This is a genomic window from Halomonas sp. M20, from assembly GCF_020622265.1.
Taxonomy (GTDB): domain Bacteria; phylum Pseudomonadota; class Gammaproteobacteria; order Pseudomonadales; family Halomonadaceae; genus Modicisalibacter.
This window is the reverse complement of the sequence record NZ_JACNMQ010000002.1, coordinates 42770-63673: the sequence shown is the minus strand read 5'-3', so window position 1 is coordinate 63673 and position 20904 is coordinate 42770. Positions and strand designations below refer to the sequence as shown.

General features: G+C 57.4%; 22 protein-coding genes. 18 read left to right on the top strand and 4 right to left on the bottom strand.

Translation table 11 applies throughout. The features are described 5' to 3' along the window. Positions 1-6: 6 nt before the first annotated feature. The 5 genes from H7850_RS05935 to H7850_RS05915 all read left to right on the top strand — a co-directional run bounded on the left by H7850_RS05935 (position 7) and on the right by H7850_RS05915 (position 4695). Positions 7-1026 (top strand): TRAP transporter substrate-binding protein, encoded by a 1020-nt coding sequence (locus H7850_RS05935; protein WP_227368606.1) that lies wholly within the window; start codon positions 7-9, stop codon positions 1024-1026. A gap of 113 nt (positions 1027-1139) precedes the next feature. Then, positions 1140-1769 carry a TRAP transporter small permease subunit gene (locus tag H7850_RS05930; protein ID WP_227368605.1) on the top strand — a complete coding sequence of 210 codons (630 nt, stop codon included), beginning with the start codon at positions 1140-1142 and terminating at the stop codon, positions 1767-1769. Next, a complete protein-coding gene (locus H7850_RS05925) occupies positions 1769-3070 on the top strand; it encodes a TRAP transporter large permease (RefSeq protein WP_227368604.1) in 1302 nt (433 codons plus the stop codon). The genes H7850_RS05930 and H7850_RS05925 overlap by 1 nt, the downstream gene beginning before the upstream one ends. A gap of 15 nt (positions 3071-3085) precedes the next feature. Next, positions 3086-3772, top strand: a complete 687-nt coding sequence (locus H7850_RS05920) for a 2-dehydro-3-deoxy-6-phosphogalactonate aldolase (protein ID WP_227368603.1) — start codon at positions 3086-3088, stop codon at positions 3770-3772. Further along, complete coding sequence (locus H7850_RS05915; RefSeq protein WP_227368602.1) at positions 3769-4695, top strand: 2-dehydro-3-deoxygalactonokinase; 927 nt, start codon at positions 3769-3771, stop codon at positions 4693-4695. The genes H7850_RS05920 and H7850_RS05915 overlap by 4 nt, the downstream gene beginning before the upstream one ends. Here the strand turns inward: H7850_RS05915 and H7850_RS05910 are convergent. Together H7850_RS05910 and H7850_RS05905 are read right to left on the bottom strand one after the other, a co-directional pair. After that, the gene (locus tag H7850_RS05910; protein ID WP_227368601.1) at positions 4681-5193 is read right to left on the bottom strand and encodes a gluconokinase; all 513 of its coding nucleotides are present in this window, start codon (positions 5191-5193) and stop codon (positions 4681-4683) included. The two genes, H7850_RS05915 and H7850_RS05910, sit on opposite strands and share 15 nt — an antisense overlap. A gap of 98 nt (positions 5194-5291) precedes the next feature. Further along, positions 5292-5540, bottom strand: coding sequence for a GlsB/YeaQ/YmgE family stress response membrane protein (locus H7850_RS05905; protein ID WP_227368600.1), 249 nt, complete (start codon positions 5538-5540; stop codon positions 5292-5294). Positions 5541-5674: 134 nt separating this feature from the next. On the opposite strand from H7850_RS05905, the gene nrdR reads away from it, so the two are divergent. The 11 genes from nrdR (at position 5675) to H7850_RS05850 (ending at position 18114) form a co-directional block, all read left to right on the top strand. Then, a complete protein-coding gene (gene nrdR / locus H7850_RS05900; protein WP_227368599.1) occupies positions 5675-6154 on the top strand; it encodes a transcriptional regulator NrdR in 480 nt (159 codons plus the stop codon). Between the two features lie 3 nt (positions 6155-6157). Then, positions 6158-7288 carry a bifunctional diaminohydroxyphosphoribosylaminopyrimidine deaminase/5-amino-6-(5-phosphoribosylamino)uracil reductase RibD gene (ribD, locus tag H7850_RS05895; RefSeq protein ID WP_227368598.1) on the top strand — a complete coding sequence of 377 codons (1131 nt, stop codon included), beginning with the start codon at positions 6158-6160 and terminating at the stop codon, positions 7286-7288. Positions 7289-7453: 165 nt separating this feature from the next. Further along, positions 7454-8641 carry a bifunctional 3,4-dihydroxy-2-butanone-4-phosphate synthase/GTP cyclohydrolase II gene (gene ribBA, locus H7850_RS05890; protein ID WP_227368597.1) on the top strand — a complete coding sequence of 396 codons (1188 nt, stop codon included), beginning with the start codon at positions 7454-7456 and terminating at the stop codon, positions 8639-8641. Between the two features lie 74 nt (positions 8642-8715). Then, positions 8716-9198 carry a 6,7-dimethyl-8-ribityllumazine synthase gene (ribE, locus tag H7850_RS05885; protein WP_227368596.1) on the top strand — a complete coding sequence of 161 codons (483 nt, stop codon included), beginning with the start codon at positions 8716-8718 and terminating at the stop codon, positions 9196-9198. Further along, positions 9195-9698 (top strand): transcription antitermination factor NusB, encoded by a 504-nt coding sequence (gene nusB / locus H7850_RS05880; RefSeq protein ID WP_227368595.1) that lies wholly within the window; start codon positions 9195-9197, stop codon positions 9696-9698. The genes ribE and nusB overlap by 4 nt, the downstream gene beginning before the upstream one ends. Then, positions 9670-10665, top strand: coding sequence for a thiamine-phosphate kinase (gene thiL / locus H7850_RS05875; protein ID WP_227368594.1), 996 nt, complete (start codon positions 9670-9672; stop codon positions 10663-10665). Before nusB ends, thiL begins: the two co-directional genes overlap by 29 nt. After that, positions 10662-11135: a phosphatidylglycerophosphatase A gene (locus H7850_RS05870; RefSeq protein ID WP_227368593.1), complete on the top strand. Its 474-nt coding sequence runs from the start codon at positions 10662-10664 to the stop codon at positions 11133-11135. The genes thiL and H7850_RS05870 overlap by 4 nt, the downstream gene beginning before the upstream one ends. Positions 11136-11154: 19 nt before the next feature. Then, positions 11155-12450, top strand: coding sequence for a DUF945 family protein (locus H7850_RS05865; RefSeq protein ID WP_227368592.1), 1296 nt, complete (start codon positions 11155-11157; stop codon positions 12448-12450). Between the two features lie 126 nt (positions 12451-12576). After that, on the top strand, positions 12577-14994 hold the full coding sequence (gene lon / locus H7850_RS05860) for an endopeptidase La (protein ID WP_227368591.1): 2418 nt from the start codon (positions 12577-12579) through the stop codon (positions 14992-14994). Positions 14995-15525: 531 nt separating this feature from the next. Beyond that, positions 15526-16476 (top strand): phosphoribosyltransferase, encoded by a 951-nt coding sequence (locus H7850_RS05855; RefSeq protein WP_227368590.1) that lies wholly within the window; start codon positions 15526-15528, stop codon positions 16474-16476. Between the two features lie 561 nt (positions 16477-17037). Further along, positions 17038-18114: an oxidoreductase gene (locus H7850_RS05850; protein ID WP_227368589.1), complete on the top strand. Its 1077-nt coding sequence runs from the start codon at positions 17038-17040 to the stop codon at positions 18112-18114. Positions 18115-18228: 114 nt separating this feature from the next. On the opposite strand, the gene H7850_RS05845 is transcribed toward H7850_RS05850, so the two are convergent. Next, positions 18229-18570: a hypothetical protein gene (locus tag H7850_RS05845; protein WP_227368588.1), complete on the bottom strand. Its 342-nt coding sequence runs from the start codon at positions 18568-18570 to the stop codon at positions 18229-18231. Positions 18571-18693: 123 nt separating this feature from the next. Then, entirely contained in the window at positions 18694-19272 is a 579-nt protein-coding gene (gene nudE / locus H7850_RS05840) for an ADP compounds hydrolase NudE (RefSeq protein WP_227368587.1), read from the bottom strand. 111 nt (positions 19273-19383) lie between these two features. On the opposite strand from nudE, the gene H7850_RS05835 reads away from it, so the two are divergent. Both H7850_RS05835 and hslO read left to right on the top strand, forming a co-directional pair. Then, complete coding sequence (locus H7850_RS05835; RefSeq protein ID WP_227368586.1) at positions 19384-19773, top strand: RNA-binding S4 domain-containing protein; 390 nt, start codon at positions 19384-19386, stop codon at positions 19771-19773. A 49-nt stretch (positions 19774-19822) separates the two neighbouring features. Next, positions 19823-20698, top strand: coding sequence for an Hsp33 family molecular chaperone HslO (gene hslO, locus H7850_RS05830; RefSeq protein WP_227368585.1), 876 nt, complete (start codon positions 19823-19825; stop codon positions 20696-20698). Positions 20699-20904: the final 206 nt, after the last annotated feature.

The following is a 20904-nucleotide window of genomic DNA, read 5'->3' as shown; positions in this document are numbered from 1 at the left end:
ATGTACATGATGTCACGCATGCCACTCAAGACGCTTACCATTGCCGTGCTCGGAGCACTGGCGTTCAGTGCCCAGGCCGCCGAGTACGAATGGACCTTCCAGACCTCGGAAACCTCCGGTGAGCCGCAGTTCGAGATCAAGAAGGCCTGGGCCGATGAGGTCGAGGAAAAATCCGACGGCCGTATCCAGATCGAGATCCTGCCGGTCAATGCGGTGGTTCAGGCCAATCAGACCCTACAGGCCGTCAAGTCCGGTATTTTACAGGGGCACCTGACCGATCCCAGCTACTTCACCGGACAGAACCCGGCCTTCGGTATGCTGGGGAATCTGGTCGGCGCTTGGGGCGATCCCAACGAATTCCTCGACTACATGCGCAATGGGGGTGGCGAAGAGCTCTACAACGAACTCGTCGAGCCTTATGGCCTGCATCTGATCGGCGCCGCCGCCACGGGCCTTGAAGCCTTGCCTTCAAAGCGGCCGATTCGCACCGTCGACGACCTCAAGGGACTGAAACTGCGCGCGCCGGAAGGCATGGTCTACAACATCTTCGAAAAGGCTGGCGCCACGCCGGTGAATCTGCCGGGCTCCGAGGTCTATACCGCCTTGGAAAAGGGCGTGATCGATGCGGCGGACTACACCGTCTTCGCCACCAATTACCAGCAAGGCCTGTACGAATTCGCGCCGTATCCCAGCTATCCGGGCTTCCACTCGCTGCCCATGGTGGCGGTGTCTCTCAACAAGGGAGAGTGGGATAGCCTGCCGGACGATCTGAAGAGCATGCTCGAGAGCAGCGTGGTCGACATGGGCGACGAAATGGTGGCCAAGCTCAAGGAACTCGATCAGGAAGCGGTAGAAGAGGTACGCCAGAATCCGGATATCGAGATCATCGATCTGCCCGATGAAGAGCGCGCCAAGTTCCGCAACATCGCCGAAAAAGAGTGGGCCATCTGGGCCGAGAAGAACGACATGACCCAGAAGGTCTACGACTCGGTGACCGCTTATCTCAAGGAAAACAACTTGATGTAAGTGGGGCTCGACGACGCCGGGATGCTCCGGCGTCAGCACCTGTTTGTTGTTCGATTGTTTTATGCCGAAGGAATCTGCCCGGATTCCTTCTGTTTTTGTTTAGAGGATAGGCCATGTCACCACACCCACCTCCCGATGACGGTTCCCCGAAGCCTGGAAAAGACGAACTCGCCGGCCCGATCGCCGGAGAAACCACGACCCAACCCGACCCGGTCAGGAGCAGATTCGACAAGGGGATAGTGTGGTGCGGGCGCGGTGCTGCCTGGCTGATATTCATCGCCATGGCGATCAGCGTTTTTGAGGTCATCATGCGTTACGGTTTCGACTCGCCCACCTCCTGGGTACATGAATCCGTGGTCATGCTGGTGGCGGTGAGCTTTTCGCTTGGCGGTCCGGTCGCCTTGGCCAGCAATCGTCATATTCGTGTGCGGGTGCTCTACGATACCGTTGGACCGCGGTTCAAACTATGGCTGGATCGCTTCAACGATCTGGTGACCCTGGGCTTCTGCCTGGGCATGAGCTATGCCGCCTACGTCATGTTCTGGGACGCCTCCCACAACCCGTTGGGCGAGTGGTCGCTGGAGCGCTCCGGCACCTCCTGGAATCCGCCTTTTCCGGCGCTGGTCAAGGGCATGATCATGCTGGCGCTGATCATCATGTGCGTACAGTCATTGATTCATCTCGTTCAGTCGTTACGCGCACGGGCCGATGATCGCGCCGAGGGTACTGGGGGAGTACGCTGATGGAAATCGCAGACGGAACGCTGCTGCTCGTTGGGGCAATCTTTGCCCTGTTGGTGACCGGCCTGCCTCTGGCCTTCGTCACGGGGCTGGTCGCCCTGGCCTTTACCTTCGGTTGGTTCGGCACCAATGCACTGCCGCTGGTGACCAGCCGGGTGTATGGCTTCGTCACCGAATACTCCCTGGTGGCGGTGCCGATGTTCGTGTTGATGGCCTCGTTACTCGATCGATCCGGGATCGCCAAGGATCTGTTCAATGCCATGCGGGTGTTTGCCGGCCGCTTGCCTGGTGGGGTCGCCATTCAGACCGTGGTGGTGGCGTTCTTCCTGGCGGCGCTGTCCGGGATCATCGGCGGGGAAATCGTGCTGCTGGGGATTCTCGCCTTGCCTCAGATGCTGCGCCTGGGCTACGACAAGCATCTGTCGATCGGTGTGGTGTGTGCCGGGGGCTCCCTGGGCACCATGATGCCGCCCTCCATCGTGTTGATCATCTACGGTCTGATTGCCAGCGAATCTATCGCCGATCTGTTCACCGCGGCAATCACCCCGGCCATGATTCTGATGGGCAGCTATATTGCCTACATCCTGGTGCGCTGCTTGAAGAATCCCAAGCTGGGGCCGCCCATGACCGAGGCGGATCGTCAGGAAGGATTTGCCACCAAGGGCCAGGCGCTCAAGGCGATTATCGTGCCGGGTCTGATTGCCTTTCTGGTGCTAGGATCGATCTATGGTGGGGTAGCTTCGGTGACCGAGGCGGCGGCCATGGGGGTGTTCGGCGTGCTGTTGGCCGTAGTCGGACGCGGCGAGTTCTCCTTCAAGACGCTACACGAGAGCTTGAGTCAGACCCTGACTACCTGCGGCATGATCATCTGGATCGGTATCGGTGCGGCAGCCCTGGTGGGGGTCTACAATCTGATGGGTGGCAACCGTTTCATCTCTCAGTTGATCCTGGGACTGGAGGTCGAACCGATCGTGATCATTTTGGTAATGATGGGGATCCTGCTGATGCTGGGCATGTTCCTGGACTGGATCGGGGTGGCGATGCTGACACTGCCGATCTTCGTGCCCATCGTCGAGCAGCTAGGCTACAGCCCCATCTGGTTCGGCATCCTGTTTGCGGTCAACATGCAGGTGTCGTTCCTGTCGCCGCCGTTTGGTCCCGCCGCCTTTTATCTCAAGGGCGTGGCGCCACCGAGCATTAGCCTCAAGGACATCTTCGTATCCTTGTTACCATTCATCGCGATTCAGCTATGCGTGTTGATGGCGCTGCTGGTGTGGCCGAATCTGGCGATGTGGTTGGTCTGAGAATAGGAGTCGAGCATGAACGAAACACGCCGGGCCGCCTTGGATGCGGCCCTCGAGCATTTGCCTTTGGTCGCCATTCTGCGCGGTGTGCGGCCCCAGGAAATCGATGAGATCTTCGATGCGCTGGTCGAGGTTGGCTTCAAGATGATTGAAGTTCCACTCAATTCACCTTCCGCGTTCGAGAGTATCGAGCGCATCGCCAAGCGTTGCCCGGAGGATGTGGTGATCGGAGCCGGCACGGTGCTCGATCCGGCGGCCTGTGCGCGACTTGCCGAGCTCGACGCGCCGATCGTCATTACGCCCAATACCGATGAGACAGTGATCCGCGAGGCGGTGGCTCAAGGGCTGGCGCCAATGATCGGTTGCATGACCCCAAGCGAAGCGTTAGCGGCAGTGGCTGCGGGTGCTACCACCCTCAAGCTGTTCCCTGCGGCTCGTCTAGGCATCGGTTATTTCAAGGATCTCAAGGCGGTTCTCCCGCCCGAAATGCCGGTATTCGCCGTGGGCGGTATCGACAAGAGCAACATGAGCGAATGGATGAGCGCCGGCATCGATGGTTTCGGCTTCGGTGGCAGTGTCTATCGCCCCGGCTGGTCGGCGACCCAGGTAGAGCAGCAGGGCCGTGAATTGATCGCCGAGTGGCGTCGAGTGCGGGAAACGCTGATCCAGGCGGAGTATTTCGAGCGCGAGGCAGATGCATGAGCCAAGACTCAGGACATTTGATCGCTGTTGACTGGGGAACCAGCAATTTCCGCGCCTTCCTGGTCGATGCCGGTAGCGGTGAGTGTCTGGAGAGCCGGCGTTCCGAGGCAGGGTTACGCTCCTTGAGCAGCGCGGAGTTTCCGCATTATTGCGCCGCCCAGATTGACGATTGGCGCAATGAGGGGCGCGTGCCGGTTTATCTTGCCGGCATGGTCGGCTCGGCCCGGGGGTGGAGCGAGGCGCCACAGCTCGATCTTCCGGTAAGCGCAAGCGATCTGGCGAATCACGTCGTGGCAGCACCCGGTCTTGAGAATGCCTGGATAGTCCCCGGCGTCAAAACAGTTACTGCCGATCGGGTGGATGTCATGCGGGGCGAGGAAATCCAGGCCTTCGGTGCTCTCGCCATGAGCGGCGAGGGCACGGCGCTATGCTGTCTACCGGGCACCCATAGCAAATGGGTGCAATTAGAAGAAGGGCGGATGGTCGATTTCATGACGCTGATGACCGGCGAGCTTTATCATGCGGTGCGCTTTCATACCCTGCCCGGTGAACCGGGTCGAGGCAGCGACACCTTCGACGAAGAAGGCTTTGAACAGGGCATGCAGGCGGCACGGCACTCCTCTGGCCCGCTGCATGCGCTGTTCGAGGCGCGCAGTCGGCATTTATACGCTGGGCTTGCCGCGGCGCAGGTAGGCAGTTTTATCTCCGGAGTACTGATCGGTAGTGAAGTCCGCACTCAGCGCGGGATTTTTTCAGATGCAACCCAAGTGCAGCTGGTCGGCTCCAGTACGCTCAATGCGCTTTATCGGCGTGCCCTGGAAAAAGAGGGGTTTGCAGTTCAGGAAATCGACAGCGACAACGCTATCCTGGCAGGAATATGTGCACTCGCGCGAAGGCATGAAGTGCGTTCAGCGACTCGTTAATTGGACGAGGAAGCGCTCGACAATGGCTTTCGGAGAATAGCGAACATCCAGGCAGATGGCCTCGTCATCGTCCGGTGGTTCCAGGGTTTGGAGCTGACTGTCGAGCATGCGCTCGCCGGCGAAGAAGTGCGCACCGCGAGTATTCAATCGCTCTAGCAGCACTTCGCGGCTACCCCGTAGATAGAGGATCTTCAATGCCGGGGCGCCTTGGCGTAGCACATCGCGATAGCGCTTCTTCAAGGCCGAGCAGGCGATGACCACATCGCGCTCTTGCAGGCAATGATGACGGAAAAACTCGCTTAATGTGGTGAGCCACTCCTTGCGATCCTCGTCGCCAAGCGGTTCCCCTCGTGTCATCTTGGCCACATTCAGAGGGCTATGGTGGTCATCCGCGTCAATGAAGTCGGCATCCATGGCAGTGGCGAGTTCACGGCCGATATGTGATTTTCCCGATCCCGAAACTCCCATCACCAAGATGCAGCGCGCTGAATCATTCATTGAATTTGCGTTTGAAGGCCGATGTGGTGTGTGAAAGGTTGTTCGTTATTGAAAGATTTCCCCTCGGTGATCATACCGAGGGGAAAGGTCAAGAGCCGTTACTTCTTCACCATCCGATAGATGACCAGCAGTACGATTGCACCCAGCACCGCCACGACGAAGCTGCCCAGATTGAAACCGGTAACCGAGCCAAGGCCCAGAGCCGAGCCTATCCAGCCGCCGACCACGGCGCCCAGGATACCGATGATGATGGTGACGATGAAGCCACCTGGATCTTTACCGGGCATGATGAGTTTGGCAATGACGCCGGCAATGAGACCGAATACGATCCATGCAAGAATACCCATGGTGTTTCCTTACGCTTGGGAATGAGCCTTCTATAATGAAGGCAACGACCAGATACGACAAGACTTTGTACCTTGCACTACAAGTAGATCAAGCCGGTACAATAAGATCACATGCTCACGCTGGATGCCTGCTAATGCATTGTCCTTTTTGTGGATCCCAAGATACCCGGGTAACTGACTCGCGTTTGGTCGCCGAAGGTGATCAGGTGCGTCGCCGCCGCCAGTGTGCAAGCTGTGGTGAGCGCTTTACCACCTACGAGACTGCCGAGTTGATCATGCCCCGGGTCATCAAGGCCGACGACTCTCGGGAAGATTTCAATGAAGTCAAATTGCGGGCAGGCATGCTGCGTGCCCTGGAAAAACGCCCGGTAAGCGCCGAGTCCATTGAAGCAGCGGTGGAGCGTATTCGTCAGCGTCTGCGGGCCAGAGGCGAGCGTGAGATCGATGCGAGAGAGATCGGCGGTGAAGTGATGCGTGCCCTCAAGCGGCTCGATCAAGTGGCCTATATTCGCTTTGCGTCCGTCTACCGACGCTTTCAGGATCTCGATGAATTTCGCGCCGAGATCGACCGTCTGGCTCAGGAACCAGAGTTTCCTGCCCAGGATGAGCAGTAAGCCATGAGAACTGCAAGCCCCGAAAGTTGGATGGCTCGTGCCCTGGTGCTGGCCCGGCGCGGTCTCTATAGCACCGACCCCAACCCCCGAGTCGGCTGCGTGCTGGTCAAGAACGATCAAGTGGTCGGTGAAGGCTGGCACCAGTACGCGGGGGAGCCCCATGCGGAGATCAACGCGCTTCGACATGCCGGTGAGGCGGCTCGTGACGCGACTGCCTTCGTCACTCTCGAGCCCTGTTCCCATCAAGGCCGTACCGGCCCCTGTAGCCAGGCGTTGATCGAAGCCGGTGTCGCCCGGGTCGTCGTTGCCATGCAGGATCCTAACCCGTTGGTCGCCGGACGCGGTATCGCTATGCTCGAAGCAGCCGGTATCGAAGTTGACGTTGGTCTGCTCGAAGCTCAGGCCCGAGCATTGAACCCGGGGTTCATTTCGCGCATGGAGCGCAAGCGTCCATTTGTGCGCTTGAAGATGGCCATGAGTATTGACGGGCGTACCGCCATGGCAAGCGGGGAGTCCCAATGGATTACCGGCCCGGCGGCGCGTACCGAGGTGCAGCGATTGCGTGCCCGTTCGAGTGCGATAATGACAGGCGTCGAATCGATCATCTTCGATAACTCCCGGCTCACGGTGCGCCCCGAACAGCTGAATCTCGATCGAGACGAAACGATCAACCTTCACCAGCCACTGCGGGTGGTGGTCGACTCGCATGTGCGTCTACCCCTGGCGGCGGCGTGCCTGCGGGAACCCGGGCGCACGTTGATTGCCACTTGCAGCAACGACAATGCGCGCCGTGAAGCGCGGGAGCGAGCTGGCGCGGAAGTTGTCGTGCTGGCCTGCGAAGGAAAGGGGCGGGTCGATCTGAAGGCACTGCTGGAATATCTAGCCCGTAACGAAAGTTGCAACGAAGTGCTGCTGGAAACCGGTGCAACGCTTGCGGGCGCCATGCTCGATGCGGAGCTGATCGACGAAATGCACCTGTTCGTGGCACCCATTCTTCTGGGTGGAGAGGCGCGGCCGCTATTCGCACTCCCGGGCATGGAGCGCATGGCGCAACAGCGAACGTTGCAGATCGACGACATTCGCGCCATCGGTCAGGATTGGCGTATTATTGCCCGCCCGGAACATCGAGATTGACAGTATTCAAGGCGACATGCTCCGGATCGTTGAGACTCGGAGGGCTAGCGCCGATGCCTGGGTGCAGGTACCCTGAGCCCGTTCCGATCGGCTGAAATCGCTCGATCAGGCCGGATATTGTCGTTATTCACCGACGAGCTTTCAGCAATACTTCGTGGAGAATTCATGTTGCCTTCCTCTTCCCAATCTTCCGACGAGAACGCTTCCAAGGACTCGCCTGCCTCGACGCTTGCCAGCATCGAAGAGCTGATCGAGGAGATTCGCCAGGGCCGGATGGTCATCCTCATGGATGACGAGGATCGCGAGAACGAAGGCGATATCATCATGGCCGCGGAAAAGGTCGAGGCAGTGCATATCAATTTCATGGCCCGCCATGCCCGGGGGCTGATCTGTCTGCCGATGACAAGAGAGCGCTGCGAGCGGCTCAACCTGCCATTGATGGTGCGTGACAATAATTCCGGTTTCGGTACCAAGTTCACGCTCTCCATCGAGGCTGCCCAAGGCGTGACCACCGGCATCTCCGCCGCGGATCGGGCGCGTACTGTGCAGGCTGCGGTTGCTCGGGAGGCGAAGCCTGCGGATATCGTTCAGCCAGGGCATATCTTTCCGTTGATGGCGGAGCCCGGCGGCGTACTGCGCCGGGCCGGTCATACCGAGGCGGCCTGCGATCTGGCTGCCATGGCGGGCCTTGATCCCAGCGGCGTGATCTGCGAGGTCATGAATGAAGACGGCAGCATGGCCCGGCGCGGCGAGCTCGAGCGATTTGCCGCAGAGCACGGTGTGAAGATGGGCACCATTGCCGATCTGATTCATTATCGTATTCACAACGAGCAGACCATCGAACTTACCGAGCAGGTCCCGGTGCAGACCGCTGCTGGCGATCTGACGCTCAATGTCTTTCGTGACCGCATCCAGGGGGCTCATCATTTGGCACTGGTCAAGGGGGAGCCCAAGGCCGACGTGCCAACCACGGTGCGGGTTCATCTGGCGGACACCTTGCGTGACGTGCTGATGCTCCAGCGTCCGGAAGGCCGAGGCTGGACCGCCCATGCTGCATTGGAGAAGATCGCCGAGGCGGATGCCGGTGTGCTGGTGCTGCTCGATGACGGCCGTGGACCCATGGATTTCAAGACCCAGCTAGACGTGTTCCTGGGCCGTACACGCATGCCTCGCTCCACGGATTCCGATGGTTCGGGTAATTATTTGATGATCGGTACCGGATCCCAGATATTGCGCCGGCTCGGGGTGGGCAAGATGCGCCTGCTCAGTTCGCCCTGGAAATTCTCGGCACTCTCGGGCTTCGACCTGGAAGTGGTGGAACTCCTGAGCGGGGATGAGCCGGTAGTCGAATAAAAACACCTGCTAGAGAAATCGGTTGGAAAGACCGGTTGGATGTTAGAATACCCCTTTTTTTGCCAGGATTGACTATGCAACCGATCGCCCAAGTCGAAGGCTCCTTTACCGATGTCGATGGTCGTTACGTGATCGTCGTTGGTCGTTTCAATCACCATGTGGTCGATAGCCTGGTGGAAGGTGCCGTGGATAGCTTGACGCGCCACGGGGTCGATGAGGACAACATCGACATTGTGCATGTACCCGGTGCCTGGGAACTGCCACTGGCAGTCAAACGCACCCTGCGTCTGATCAAGCCCGAAGCGGTCATCGCCCTGGGGGCCGTGATTCGTGGCGGTACGCCGCATTTCGAGTATGTGGCCGGTGGCTGCAACGCCGCCTTGGGCAACCTGCAGCTGGAGTTCGAGACACCGATTGCTAATGGCGTACTGACCGTCAATTCCATCGAGCAGGCCATCGAGCGCTCCGGAACCAAGGCCGGCAACAAGGGCACCGAAGCTGCTATGGCTGCCATGGAGATGGTGTCCCTGATGAGGCGTCTTGGAGGGAAGGAATGAGTGCCGCCAGGCGCAAGAGCGCGGTGAGTGCCGGCCAGGCCCGCCATGCAGCTCGAGAGCTGACGGTTCAGGGGCTTTATCAATGGCAGCTCAACGGCAAGTCCGCTACTAGCCTGGAAGCGGAGTTTCGCAGTCAAGTGGCCGATGATGATCTCCAGGATCACGAGAACTGGGTCAAGGTAATGGAGATCGCCGACCTGGCGCTGTTCCATGAACTGCTGCATAACGTGATACGTGACCGTGCCGATCTGGATGCTTCCATCGAGCCTCTGCTCGATCGGCGCATCAAGGATCTGGATCCCATCGAACTCGCCATCTTGCGTTTGGGAGCCTACGAGCTGTCGAAACGCCCCGAGGTTCCCTATCGCGTGGTGATCAACGAAGGCGTCGAGCTGGCCAAGTCCTTTGGTGCCACCGACGGCCACAAGTATGTCAATGGCATTCTCGACAAACTTGCCGCACGACTCAGAAATGCCGAGGTCAATGCCCGGCGCCGCTGACAACCCGAATCGCGATCCAGGCGAGTTCGAGCTCATCGCTCGTTACCTCGTGAGTCGCGATGAGGGCAAGGCGACCGGCTTGGTGCTGGGTCCGGGAGACGACTGCGCGCTGCTGTCGCCAAGCCCCGGCCACCAGCTGGCAGTGAGTGTCGACACCTCGGTAGTGGACGTGCATTTTCCCGCTGCGGCGCCTGCCTTTGCGGTAGGGCATCGTGCGCTGGCCGTCGCGTTGAGCGATCTGGCCGCCATGGGTGCGCGAGCACGCTGGTGCATCATGGCGCTGACGATTCCGCGAATGGATGAAGCCTGGGTCGCCGCCTTCAGCGACGGCTTTCATGCGCTGTGTCGGGAAAGCGGCGTCAGCCTGATTGGTGGCGATGTGACCCGTGGGCAGTTGAGCGTAAGCGTAACCGTTCACGGCGAAGTGCCGCCGAATCGAGCATTGCGCCGCAGCGGCGGCAAGGCCGGTGATGTGCTGGCGGTTACCGGAGCGCTGGGCGGCGGGCTGGGCGGTTTGAAAGCCTGGCAAGCCGGTGAACGCGATCTCGAACATGAACTGCTCAAGGCATACCTGCTGCCACGGCCCCGTCTTGCCGCGGGCTTGGTGTTGCGCGATCTGGCGCATTGCGCCATCGATATATCCGATGGTTTGCTGGCGGACCTGGGGCACATTTGTCGTGCCAGCGGAGTCGGTGCGGAGCTTGATCCCGCACGGCTGCCCTTGGCTGCCGGGCTCGAGACGGCCCTGGGGCATGCGGCGGCACAGCGTGCGGCATTGACCGGGGGGGACGATTACGAGTTGCTGTTCAGCATGCCGTCCAGCGTCGTCGATACGGCTCGCCAGCGTTTGGCTGCCGGCGGCGATACCCTGACCGTGATCGGGCGCTTGAAAGAAGCGCCTGGTATTGCCGGGGTCGATGCCGAGCTCGTCGACGGCTGGCAACATTTCCGGGGAGGAGCGTCATGAATCGTGCGCCTTCCAGCATCTGGCGACGCCCCACACACTTCTTTGCCTTCGGCTTGGGTAGCGGAGCAGTTCCTTTTGCCCCAGGCACTTTCGGTACCCTGGCGGCGATTCCTTTCTATTGGTTGATGTCCGACCTGACCCTGTCCTGGTATCTGGGTCTGGTGCTGGTTGCCAGCTTCCTGGGTATCTGGCTATGCGACAAGACCTCACGCGATCTTGGCGTCCATGATCATTCCGGTATCGTATGGGATGAATTCGTCGGCTACTGGATTACCATGGCGGCAGTGCCGTTCTCCTGGGAGTCCGCCTTGTGGGGCTTTGTCGTGTTCCGGGTGTTTGACATCATCAAGCCCTGGCCGATTCGCTGGGTGGATCGGCGGGTCGCCGGTGGCTTCGGTATCATGCTGGATGACATTCTGGCGGGGGTGCTGGCCTGGAGCGTGATGCACCTGTGGTTCTGGTTGCACTGAGCTAATTCAGGAGAACGTCATGCGCAAGATTTGGCTGGCAGTCGCCATCTTCATAGTGCTGGGAGCAGGCTACCTGGGTGCCCAGGCCTACTCCAGCCATGTCTTCGAGCGGGAGCTTGCCAAGGCGCTCGAGAATCTGCGCTCTAACCAGCAGTGGCAGATCGAGCGGGAGGCAATCGAGCGCGGCTGGTTTCATTCCAGCGGTCGTTTGAAGATCACGCCGGTTGACGAACAGGCGTGGTGGATAAGCACGCCCTACGTTGCGCGCCATGGGTTGTTGAGCACTCGTCTCAAGGGCATATTGCAGGGGCAACAACCATCGGTCGAAACTGACGTTGATAACCCTCTGAAAGACGATCCGAGGCAAGAGGCGAGCGCATTGTTCGGCGATATGCTGGACTCGCCGGCGCCTCGCTGGACGACCACGTTTCATACCCTCGACCGGCGTGCCGACGGGCGTGTCGATATTTCCCCTTTCGAACTGCTACAAGATGGAAAGCGGCTTTCATCCGAGGGCGCAAGCGTTACTTTCGAGGGCCATGCAGACGATATTCGCCTTGAGGGCACCATTGCACCGCTAGAACTGCAGAGTGAAGAAGAGGCGCTTGTTACCAGTGCGCTCACCTTCAACAGTCGCTACCAGGTGGCCGGCAACGGCGACACTCTGTTCCAGCGCAGTGCATTTCATCTTGAGCGGCTGGAGTATCGTGGGCGTCAGCAGGCACCGATCACGCTGTTGGGTTTGAGTTATGAGGGCGAGAGCCAGCTTGACGACCAACTGCGTGTCGACGCCAGTCTTGCCCTGGATGAAGCTCAGCTTGCCGGTGAAGCGGTGCTGTCCGGCCGGTTGAAGGCGACGCTCGAACGCTTGAATGGCGCTGCCATCCGACGTCTGAAGGCTCAGTTCGCCGATCTGGTCGAGAAGCAGGGCGGTGACTTCTGGTCTCTCGATGATGCGCAGCGCAAGGTGCTTGTACAGCGTCTTGAGCCAGCCCTGCTGGCTACGCTGGTGGATTCGCCTCGCTTCACGCTCGAAGGTATTACCTTGCAGAGCCCTCTATTCGGGGTGGATGTCCGTGGCAGTGGCGAGTTGGTCTTCGAGGGTGACGATAGCCAAACGCTGAATATCGACGATTTGCTTAACGGTAATGCTCAGGCATGGCGCGAGCGTCTGAACGGTGCTTTCAGCTGGCAAGGGGTGCCGCCACTCATGGCCTTGCAGCTAGGGTTGTCCCCGGATACGCGTCAGATCGATGTGCAGGTCGAGCAAGGAAAAGTGCTGATCGAGGGGCAGCCACTTCCCCCACTATTCTGATGCTCAGCGCCTCTATAGTGCCATCCTATCGCCGAGATGATATTTAGCCGGCTCTTGAACTTGGCTTCCGTCGCCCGCATCCACAAGGCATACCGGCCATTATGGCCCACGGATGCAAGGTGGATGATGAGCGAACACAGTCAAGACGATCAGGATCTGGTTACCGAAGAGTCCAATGAAGAGCAGCAGCAGAAGCAGAAGCACTCTGGGGCGATGGTGCCCACTCAGGAGTATCTGCCCGAGCGTATTTACCTGCTGCCTATCCACAATCGGCCGTTCTTTCCTGCCCAGGTACAGCCACTCGTGATTCATCGCGAGCGCTGGGAGGAGACCATACAGCGTATCGCCGATACGCCACACCACGCCGTTGGACTGGCCTTTGTCGGCGATATCGAGGTGGATAAGCTCGATTATGCGCACTTTCCGAGCGTCGGTACGGCGGTCAAGGTGCACCAGGCCCAGGGCGAGGATCAACAGATCCAGTTCATCGCCCAGGGTATGCGTCGTTTTCGCATCCAACGCTGGCTCTCAAAAAAGCCGCCGTATCTAGTCGAAGTCAGCTATCCGAAGGAGCCTGTCGACAGGGAAGCCGACGAAACCCGCGCTTATGCCATGGCGATGATCAATGGCATCAAGGAACTGCTGCCGATCAATCCGCTGTACGGTGAAGAGCTCAAGCACTATCTCAACCGTTTCAGCCCTCATGAACCGGGGCCGCTGACGGATTTTGCCGCCGCTATCACCTCCGCCAAAGGGCCGGAGCTGCAGGGCATTCTCGAGACATTGCCGGTAATGTCGCGCATGCAGAAGGTGTTGCCGCTGCTACGCAAGGAGATCGAAGTCGCCCAGCTGCAAACCGAGATCAGCGAGCAGGTCAATGCTCAGATGCAGGATCGCCAGCGGGAGTTCTTCCTGCGTGAGCAGCTCAAGGTGATCCAGAAGGAGCTGGGAATCTCGAAAGACGATCGTGCCAACGATGTCGATACCTTCCGCGCGCGTCTGGACAACCTGACGGTTCCCGAGCGGGTCATGAGCCGCATCGATGATGAGCTCGACAAGCTCTCGGTACTCGAGACCGGCTCGCCGGAGTACGGTACTACCCGTAACTATCTGGACTGGTTGACCGCGCTGCCCTGGGGGGTGACATCGGATGATCAACTCGACTTGAATCACGCACGTACGGTACTCGATCGCGATCACGACGGCTTGAAGGAGGTCAAGGAGCGCATCATCGAGTTTCTGGCGGAAGGCACCTTCAAGGGGGATGTGGGCGGCTCCATCATCCTACTGGTGGGCCCGCCCGGGGTGGGCAAGACTTCGGTAGGGCGTTCCATCGCCGAAGCATTGGGGCGCGAGTTCTATCGCTTCTCCGTAGGGGGTATGCGCGACGAAGCGGAGATCAAGGGGCACCGGCGCACCTATATCGGCGCCATGCCCGGCAAGTTGGTGCAAGCGCTGAAGGAGGTCGAGGTCGAGAACCCGGTGATCATGCTCGATGAGATCGACAAGATGGGTCAGTCGTTCCAGGGCGATCCGGCCTCGGCGCTGCTCGAGGTGCTCGACCCGGAGCAGAACGTCGATTTCCTGGACCATTATCTCGACGTGCGCCTGGATCTATCCAAGGTGTTGTTCGTATGTACCGCCAACCAGCTCGATACCATTCCGCCGGCGCTGATCGACCGTATGGAGCAGATCCGTCTTTCCGGCTATATCGCCGAAGAGAAGATGGCCATCGCCAAACACCATCTATGGCCGAAGCTGCTCAAGCGGGACAAGATCCCCAAGAAACGCATCAATCTCACCGACACCGCCTTGCGTCAGGTCATCGAAGGCTATGCGAGAGAGGCGGGTGTTCGTCAGCTGGAGAAGCAGCTGCATCGCATCGTGCGCAAGGCGGCGGTCAAGCTGCTGGAAAGCGATCAGCAAACCGCGAAGATCTCGGTCAACAATCTCGAGGAGTATCTCGGTGCGCCGCTATTCCGTCGTGAGAACGTGCTGCAGGGAGTCGGCGTGGTGACAGGTTTGGCCTGGACCTCCATGGGTGGCGCGACACTGCCTATCGAGGCATCCAAGGTGCATGCCCTGACCCGAGGCTTCAAACTCACCGGTAAGCTTGGCGACGTGATGCAGGAATCTGCCAACATTGCCTATAGCTACGTGCTGGGCCATCTGGCTGAGTACGGGGCGGATGCGGACTTTTTCAATGAGGCATTCGTTCATCTGCACGTGCCGGAAGGGGCGACGCCCAAGGATGGGCCCTCCGCCGGGGTGACCATGGCCACGGCGCTGATTTCGCTAGCGCGGCATCAGGACATTGACCGCTCGATGGCGATGACCGGTGAGCTGACCCTGACAGGGCAGGTGTTGCCGGTGGGTGGGATTCGCGAGAAAGTGATCGCTGCGCGAAGAAGCGATATTTTCGAGCTGATCCTGCCGCACGCTAACCGCCGCGACTATGACGAGCTGCCGGATCATCTCAAAGAGGGAATGACGGTGCATTTCGCCAAGCAGTACAAGGACGTGGCCAAAATAGTCTTCGGTTAGCAGTGTCGCGGGAGATATTTCAAATAGTAGCCGACCGGTGCTGCTTGCTCACATGGCAAGGGCGGCCGGCGGCTCCAGCCTACTCCAATTGTGAAGATCAAACCCAGCGTTTCAAAAGGCGGGTAAAACCCTTCCAGACTCACGAAGCTGTGTATGATTTAGTTATTTATGCCAAGATAAAGATGCGCTAGACCATCGTTTACAAGACTTTCTTCCACCAAGGTATACAATATGGCAATATCTGTACCGCTTGAGTGCAGCAAAATGCTATCGGTGTGGTCTTGCGCACACTGGCGAGTACCTTATTGCGGCATCAGACAGCTCATTACGGCTTTTTTGATCGATAAGGTTATTTTCTCGCAAGTGGTATAGCACTTGATGGCTGATCTACTACCGTTCTTGAGTGTTGTCTCATCGCGGGTACTGGTGCAATCGGTTCAAAAGACTCATGGAAAAAGAGTTGATTATGAAATTGGTCTTCGCACAGGGATGATATTATTAAAGTTTTGACATTCATCATGGCAAATAACAATGAACTTCAAATCCTATGCGGAGCTCAGCAGTGACATTTTCAGCAATATCGAAAAAGTACAATCGCAAGGCTATGAATTAATCGTCGGAATTCCACGAAGTGGCATGATTCCTGCCTACATGCTGAGCCTTTTACTTAATATCGATTGTACGACACTGCACGATTTCATCAAGAATCATAGCCTTACTAAAGGAAGCACCAGAAATACTCGAAGAAAGATCAACAGTGCCTGGGATGCCAGGAAAGTATTGATTGTCGATGACAGTGTCAATACGGGGAAATCCATGCTCAAGGTGCTCGATCAGATACCTGCAGATTGTCCCTGTGAAATAACCACGCTAGCGGTATATGGTAATGCCATTGGCATTCCTAAAGTCGATGTATGCTTGACATATTTGTCGTCGCCGCGTGTTTTTCAGTGGAATATGTGGCACTGCGTTGCCTTGGAGCGCACCTGCGTTGCCCTCGACGGCGTGATTTTAAACAGCCATGAAATCGAGTGTGTCGAAGAAGCAAATAATGCGACTTTCATGGAAATAACCAAGCCCATTATTCTTCCTACCTACAAGATTCACTCGCTGATCACTCTGCAGCCTGAACGCTCTCGAAATATGGTCGAGCACTGGCTCTCATATCATAAAGTGGACTATGACAATCTGATCATGGCAAATGTTGACGCCAACGATGCCATTCAGTCTTCTCAGGCTTACTGCGGTTTGAAAGCAGATTTCTACAAACAGAATACGAATCTCAATTTTTTTGTAGAAAGTGATGTCAAGCATGCAGAATACATTGCCAAGGCAAGCGGAAAACCTGTTTTTTGCACGCAAACGAATGCGATAGTCAACCCTTCCATCGAGTCGGTTTTGAAATACGGCAAGGCTAATCTTTTGAAGATAAATGCTGCAAGAACGAAAAAGTTGCTAAGGAAATGGCTTCCTCATGCATGAAGGTAAATGATGAGTTTTCATGCACAATGAATGGTTCTCCGCTGGCCAATATCGAGACTGTTCATGACGCCCTGGCTTAAAGCGGGCCAGCTTGTGCAAAGAGAGCCATCTTGCTGCGCCTGAAGTCGGAAACGTATCTCGAAACCCCGTATCGAGCCGGCGCTCTCATTACCCAGCGGCAGCCTCCTACAAGCTGAGGCCCGCATCAAGCGAGCCTCAATAATTCTGACGCTTTACCGTCAAGGTTCCAACCTATCACTGCAACTCGAATTCAGCCGATCAGGCGGCTTCCCGCAGTGGTTCAGTGATATAGTCTTCCAGTGCTTCCAGTTCGCACTCCAGGATGTACCATACTTCCAGTAGTTCAAGGCTTTCTTCGGAGCAACACATGCGCTGTTTCCTCCAATGTTGATGATATGCACGCCACTCATTCAACCCATTTAAGGTATGGTAGAACTAGACTAAAGTCAAAGCGATGACCTTTGGCCTTTCGATGATATGGATCAATCTACCGTATATGACGGTAGATAGGGACGCTTGCAGGGTAGGTAAGGAGAATGTATGAAGGAAATCTATAACGTAGGGTTGGTGGGCTATGGGATGGCCAGCAAGACCTTTCATGTGCCATTGATTGCAGCGACCCCGGGGCTCGAGGTCGTGGCAATATCGAGCAGCGATGCGGGAAAGGTACATACCGATCTGCCGGACATGGATGTAGTGGCCTCTGCCCAGGCGTTGTTTGCGCGTCCCGATATTGATCTGGTGATCATTCCCACTCCTAACGATACCCATTTTGCGTTGGCCAAGGCGGCGCTTGCCGCAGGCAAGCACGTCATAGTCGACAAGCCTTTCACGGTAACCCTGGGGGAGGCTCGGCTGCTCAAGGGCCATGCCGAGGAAGCCGGCAAGCTATTGTCGGTATTTCATAACCGCCGTTGGGACAGTGATTTTCTCACGGTGCGGGCGCTGCTCGAGGCGCATACCCTGGGGCGTCTGGTGCACTTCGAATCCCACTTTGATCGGTTTCGCCCTGAAGTGAATGATCGCTGGCGCGAGCGACCCAAGCCCGGGGGTGGTCTCTGGTTCGATCTGGGTCCGCACCTGCTTGATCAGGCGCGGGAAGTGTTTGGCATGCCGCGAGCCATATTTCTCAACCTGGCCAAGCGTCGCGACGGCGCGCAGGTCGATGACGACTTTCATGCATTGCTGGACTACGACGGACTGCGGGTGGTGCTGTCTGCAAGCACGCTAGTGGCCGCTGATTCACCGCGTTTCATCCTGCACGGGACTCAAGGCAGCTACATCAAGCATGGGATGGACCCTCAAGAAGCATGGCTCAAGCAGGGCCAGGCGCCGGCACCGGAATGGGGTGTGGATAGCCGTGACGGCCATTTGATGCTTCGTGAAAGCAACGGTGAAGATGCAACTCTCGCTGCCCATGACTGCGGCACACTGCCCGGCGATTATCTTGCTTATTACATGGGTATACGCAATGCCCTGGCAGGCGAAGGGGAGAATCCGGTTTCCGTGGACGATGCGCTGGCAGTGATGCAGTTGCTCGAGACTGGGCTGGACAGTGCGCGTCAGGAACGGTGGGTGAAACTCAAGGAGGTCACTGGCTTACGGCGCAAGTACTAACTTCTCCCTGCACCACACGATAAATTGATACATGCAAAATGGTACAACCTCGACAATGTCGAGGTTGTAATTCATACGGCTACCAGTCGATTGCTCTGGTTGTATAAGATTGAATCAATTGCCGGAGCCACCCGAAACATCATCAAGGTCATTGCCAGAATCCACACCGTTGTTCGGAGCCAACCCATCCTGGTTCTTCAACTGTCCGGTGCTACCCTGATTGGCAGAGGGATCGACATTTGTTCCAGAGTCTACACCGCTATTGGGGGCTAGATCGCTATCATTGACCGGCATGTCGGTTTTGCGATCCGAAGTGGTGTCGACATCCTGAGCCGAATCAATGCCGCTGTTGGAATAATCCTTCCTTTCTATTTCTTGAGAATCTTGCGCGACGGCCGCAGTTGATAATGCCAACAGCGAAGCAAGCATGGCAGCCGATAGAGTCAGTCCTTTCATTTCACGCTCCTTTTTATCTATTTATCTATACAGGGTTGTATAATTGTACAAATGTTAGACGAGACGTTTCCATTTTGCAAATTGCCTTATCCAATAAGCATTCTCCACTGAAATGCTGTTGCACTACCAGCATTGAGTGCCATCTTGGGTCTCTTTTATGCGTTCCCTGGCAATGAACAGAGCGGCAATAGCCCGTGCCTCATGAAAGTCTTCCCGAGTTAGCAGGGCAGTTAGATCATCGATTGCATGGGTTTCGACCACCAGAGGTTCCGGCTCGTCTCCAGGCAAGCGCTTTTCATACAAATCGCTTGCCAGTAATACATGCATGCGATGGTTCATGTAATTGGGTGCCAGAGAAAACTCGATCAAAGGCTCGATGGTATGGGCGCCCATACCGCATTCTTCCATCAGCTCCCGATTGGCGGCGGTGACGATATCTTCGCCGGGATCGACCAGGCCCTTGGGCAAGGTGAGCGCATAGTCATCGAAACCGGCAGCGTATTCGTGAATCAGCAATACATGTTCCGGATCCGGCATGGCCACGATCATGACAGCACCGCGGCTGGCGCTCTTTAATCGTTCGAAACGTCTTTCGGCGCCGTTTGAAAAACGCAAGTCGACTTGCTCGATGGTGAAGAGCCGGCTGTGAGCGACTTCTTCACGATTGAGAACCGTGGGCTTGGGTGGGAGTATTGGCGGCATGGCGAGCGTATCCAGTACAATGAGGGCAAAACCAATTCCCTTTTACCATCGCCTGGTAGTGTCTGGCCAACGATTGGTTGCCTGCCGGCGCTGGGTTGACTATGGAGTGACATGGAGCACGTACGCATCGACAAGTGGCTATGGGCCGCACGTTTTTTCAAGACCCGTGCCCTGGCCAAGAAAGCGATCGAGGGCGGCAAGGTCGAATACAACGGTGGCCGGGTCAAGACGAGCAAGAGTGTCGAGGTCGGTGCTTTGATCAAGGTTCCCCAAGGCTGGGACACCTGGGAAGTCGAAGTGTTGTCGGTAAGCGATCAACGCCGCGGCGCACCGGAAGCCCGGGAGCTCTATCAGGAAACGCCGCGCAGTCTTGAGCATCGCCAGCGTGAAGCTGAAAATCGTCGGCTGGCCAATCGTAGCGTCATGGCTCCTCGTGGTCGCCCTGACAAGAAGCAGCGCCGCAGCATACAGCGCTTCCAGCGTCAGCGCCCGGACGAGTAAAGGCGACTATTTGCTATCTTTACATCCACCGAGCCCTTGAGAGCCTTTGATGAACGATCAGATTCAGCGCTTTATCTTCGATGAGACCAATGTGCGTGGTGAGATCGTCACGCTTGAAAATGCCTATGCCGAAGTGCTCGAAAAGCAGGCATATCCGATAGCGGTTCAGCGCCAGCTTGGCGAACTGCTGGCAGCAGCGGCCTTGCTGACCGAAACCATCAAGCTCGACGGTACCCTGAGCCTTGAAGTGCGTGGTAATGGCACACTTAGCCTGTTGATGGCGGAGTCCAATCCGGAGGGCGAGCTGCGCGCCATTGCGCGTCTGGAAGAGGAGGCGGCACTGCCAGACGACAATGCCTCCTTCAAGGAGCTGGTAGGCGGTGGCCGTTTGGTGATCACCCTCGATCCCAGGGAAGGCAACCGCTATCAGGGTATCGTCGAACTCGAGGCGAGCAGTCTGGCGGGGTGTCTCGAGAACTACTTCGAGCGTTCCGAGCAGCTGGCTACGCGGCTCTGGTTGAACGCCGACGGACATCGTGCAGCGGGGCTACTGCTACAGCAGTTGCCAGACAATGACGATATTCAGGACGAAGACGCCTGGGACCGGATGGTGACGCTGGCAGAGACGGTATCCAGTGACGAGCTGCTGAACCTTGAACAGCGAGACCTTCTTTATCGGCTCTATCATGAGGAAACCACCCGGGTATTCGACCCAAAAGGGCTGCACTTTGGCTGTAGCTGTTCCCGGGAGCGCATCGCCAATGCGCTGCTTGGCTTGGGCGCGTCCGAGCTGCGCAGCATTCTTGCGGAGCAGCAGGCCATCGACACCCAGTGTCATTTCTGCCATACCCATTATCACTTCAGCGCCGCCGAAATTGAGGCATTGATCGACTCGCCGGACGCAGAGGCTCCGACATTGCATTGACCCCCTATTAGATGCACTGAGTATTCTCATCGTTAAGGGGGGAGATAAAGCATCGTTTGCCGAGGGCGGCCTTTTTGCAATAATGTCGCCTTTTGGTGCGATACGCTCAAAAGTGCATGCACGCAGGGACGGTGATCCGTCCGTTGATGGCGCGGTTGATGTTGTAATGACCCATCTGCGCCTTTGGCTAACGAGAGGAGCGGCCT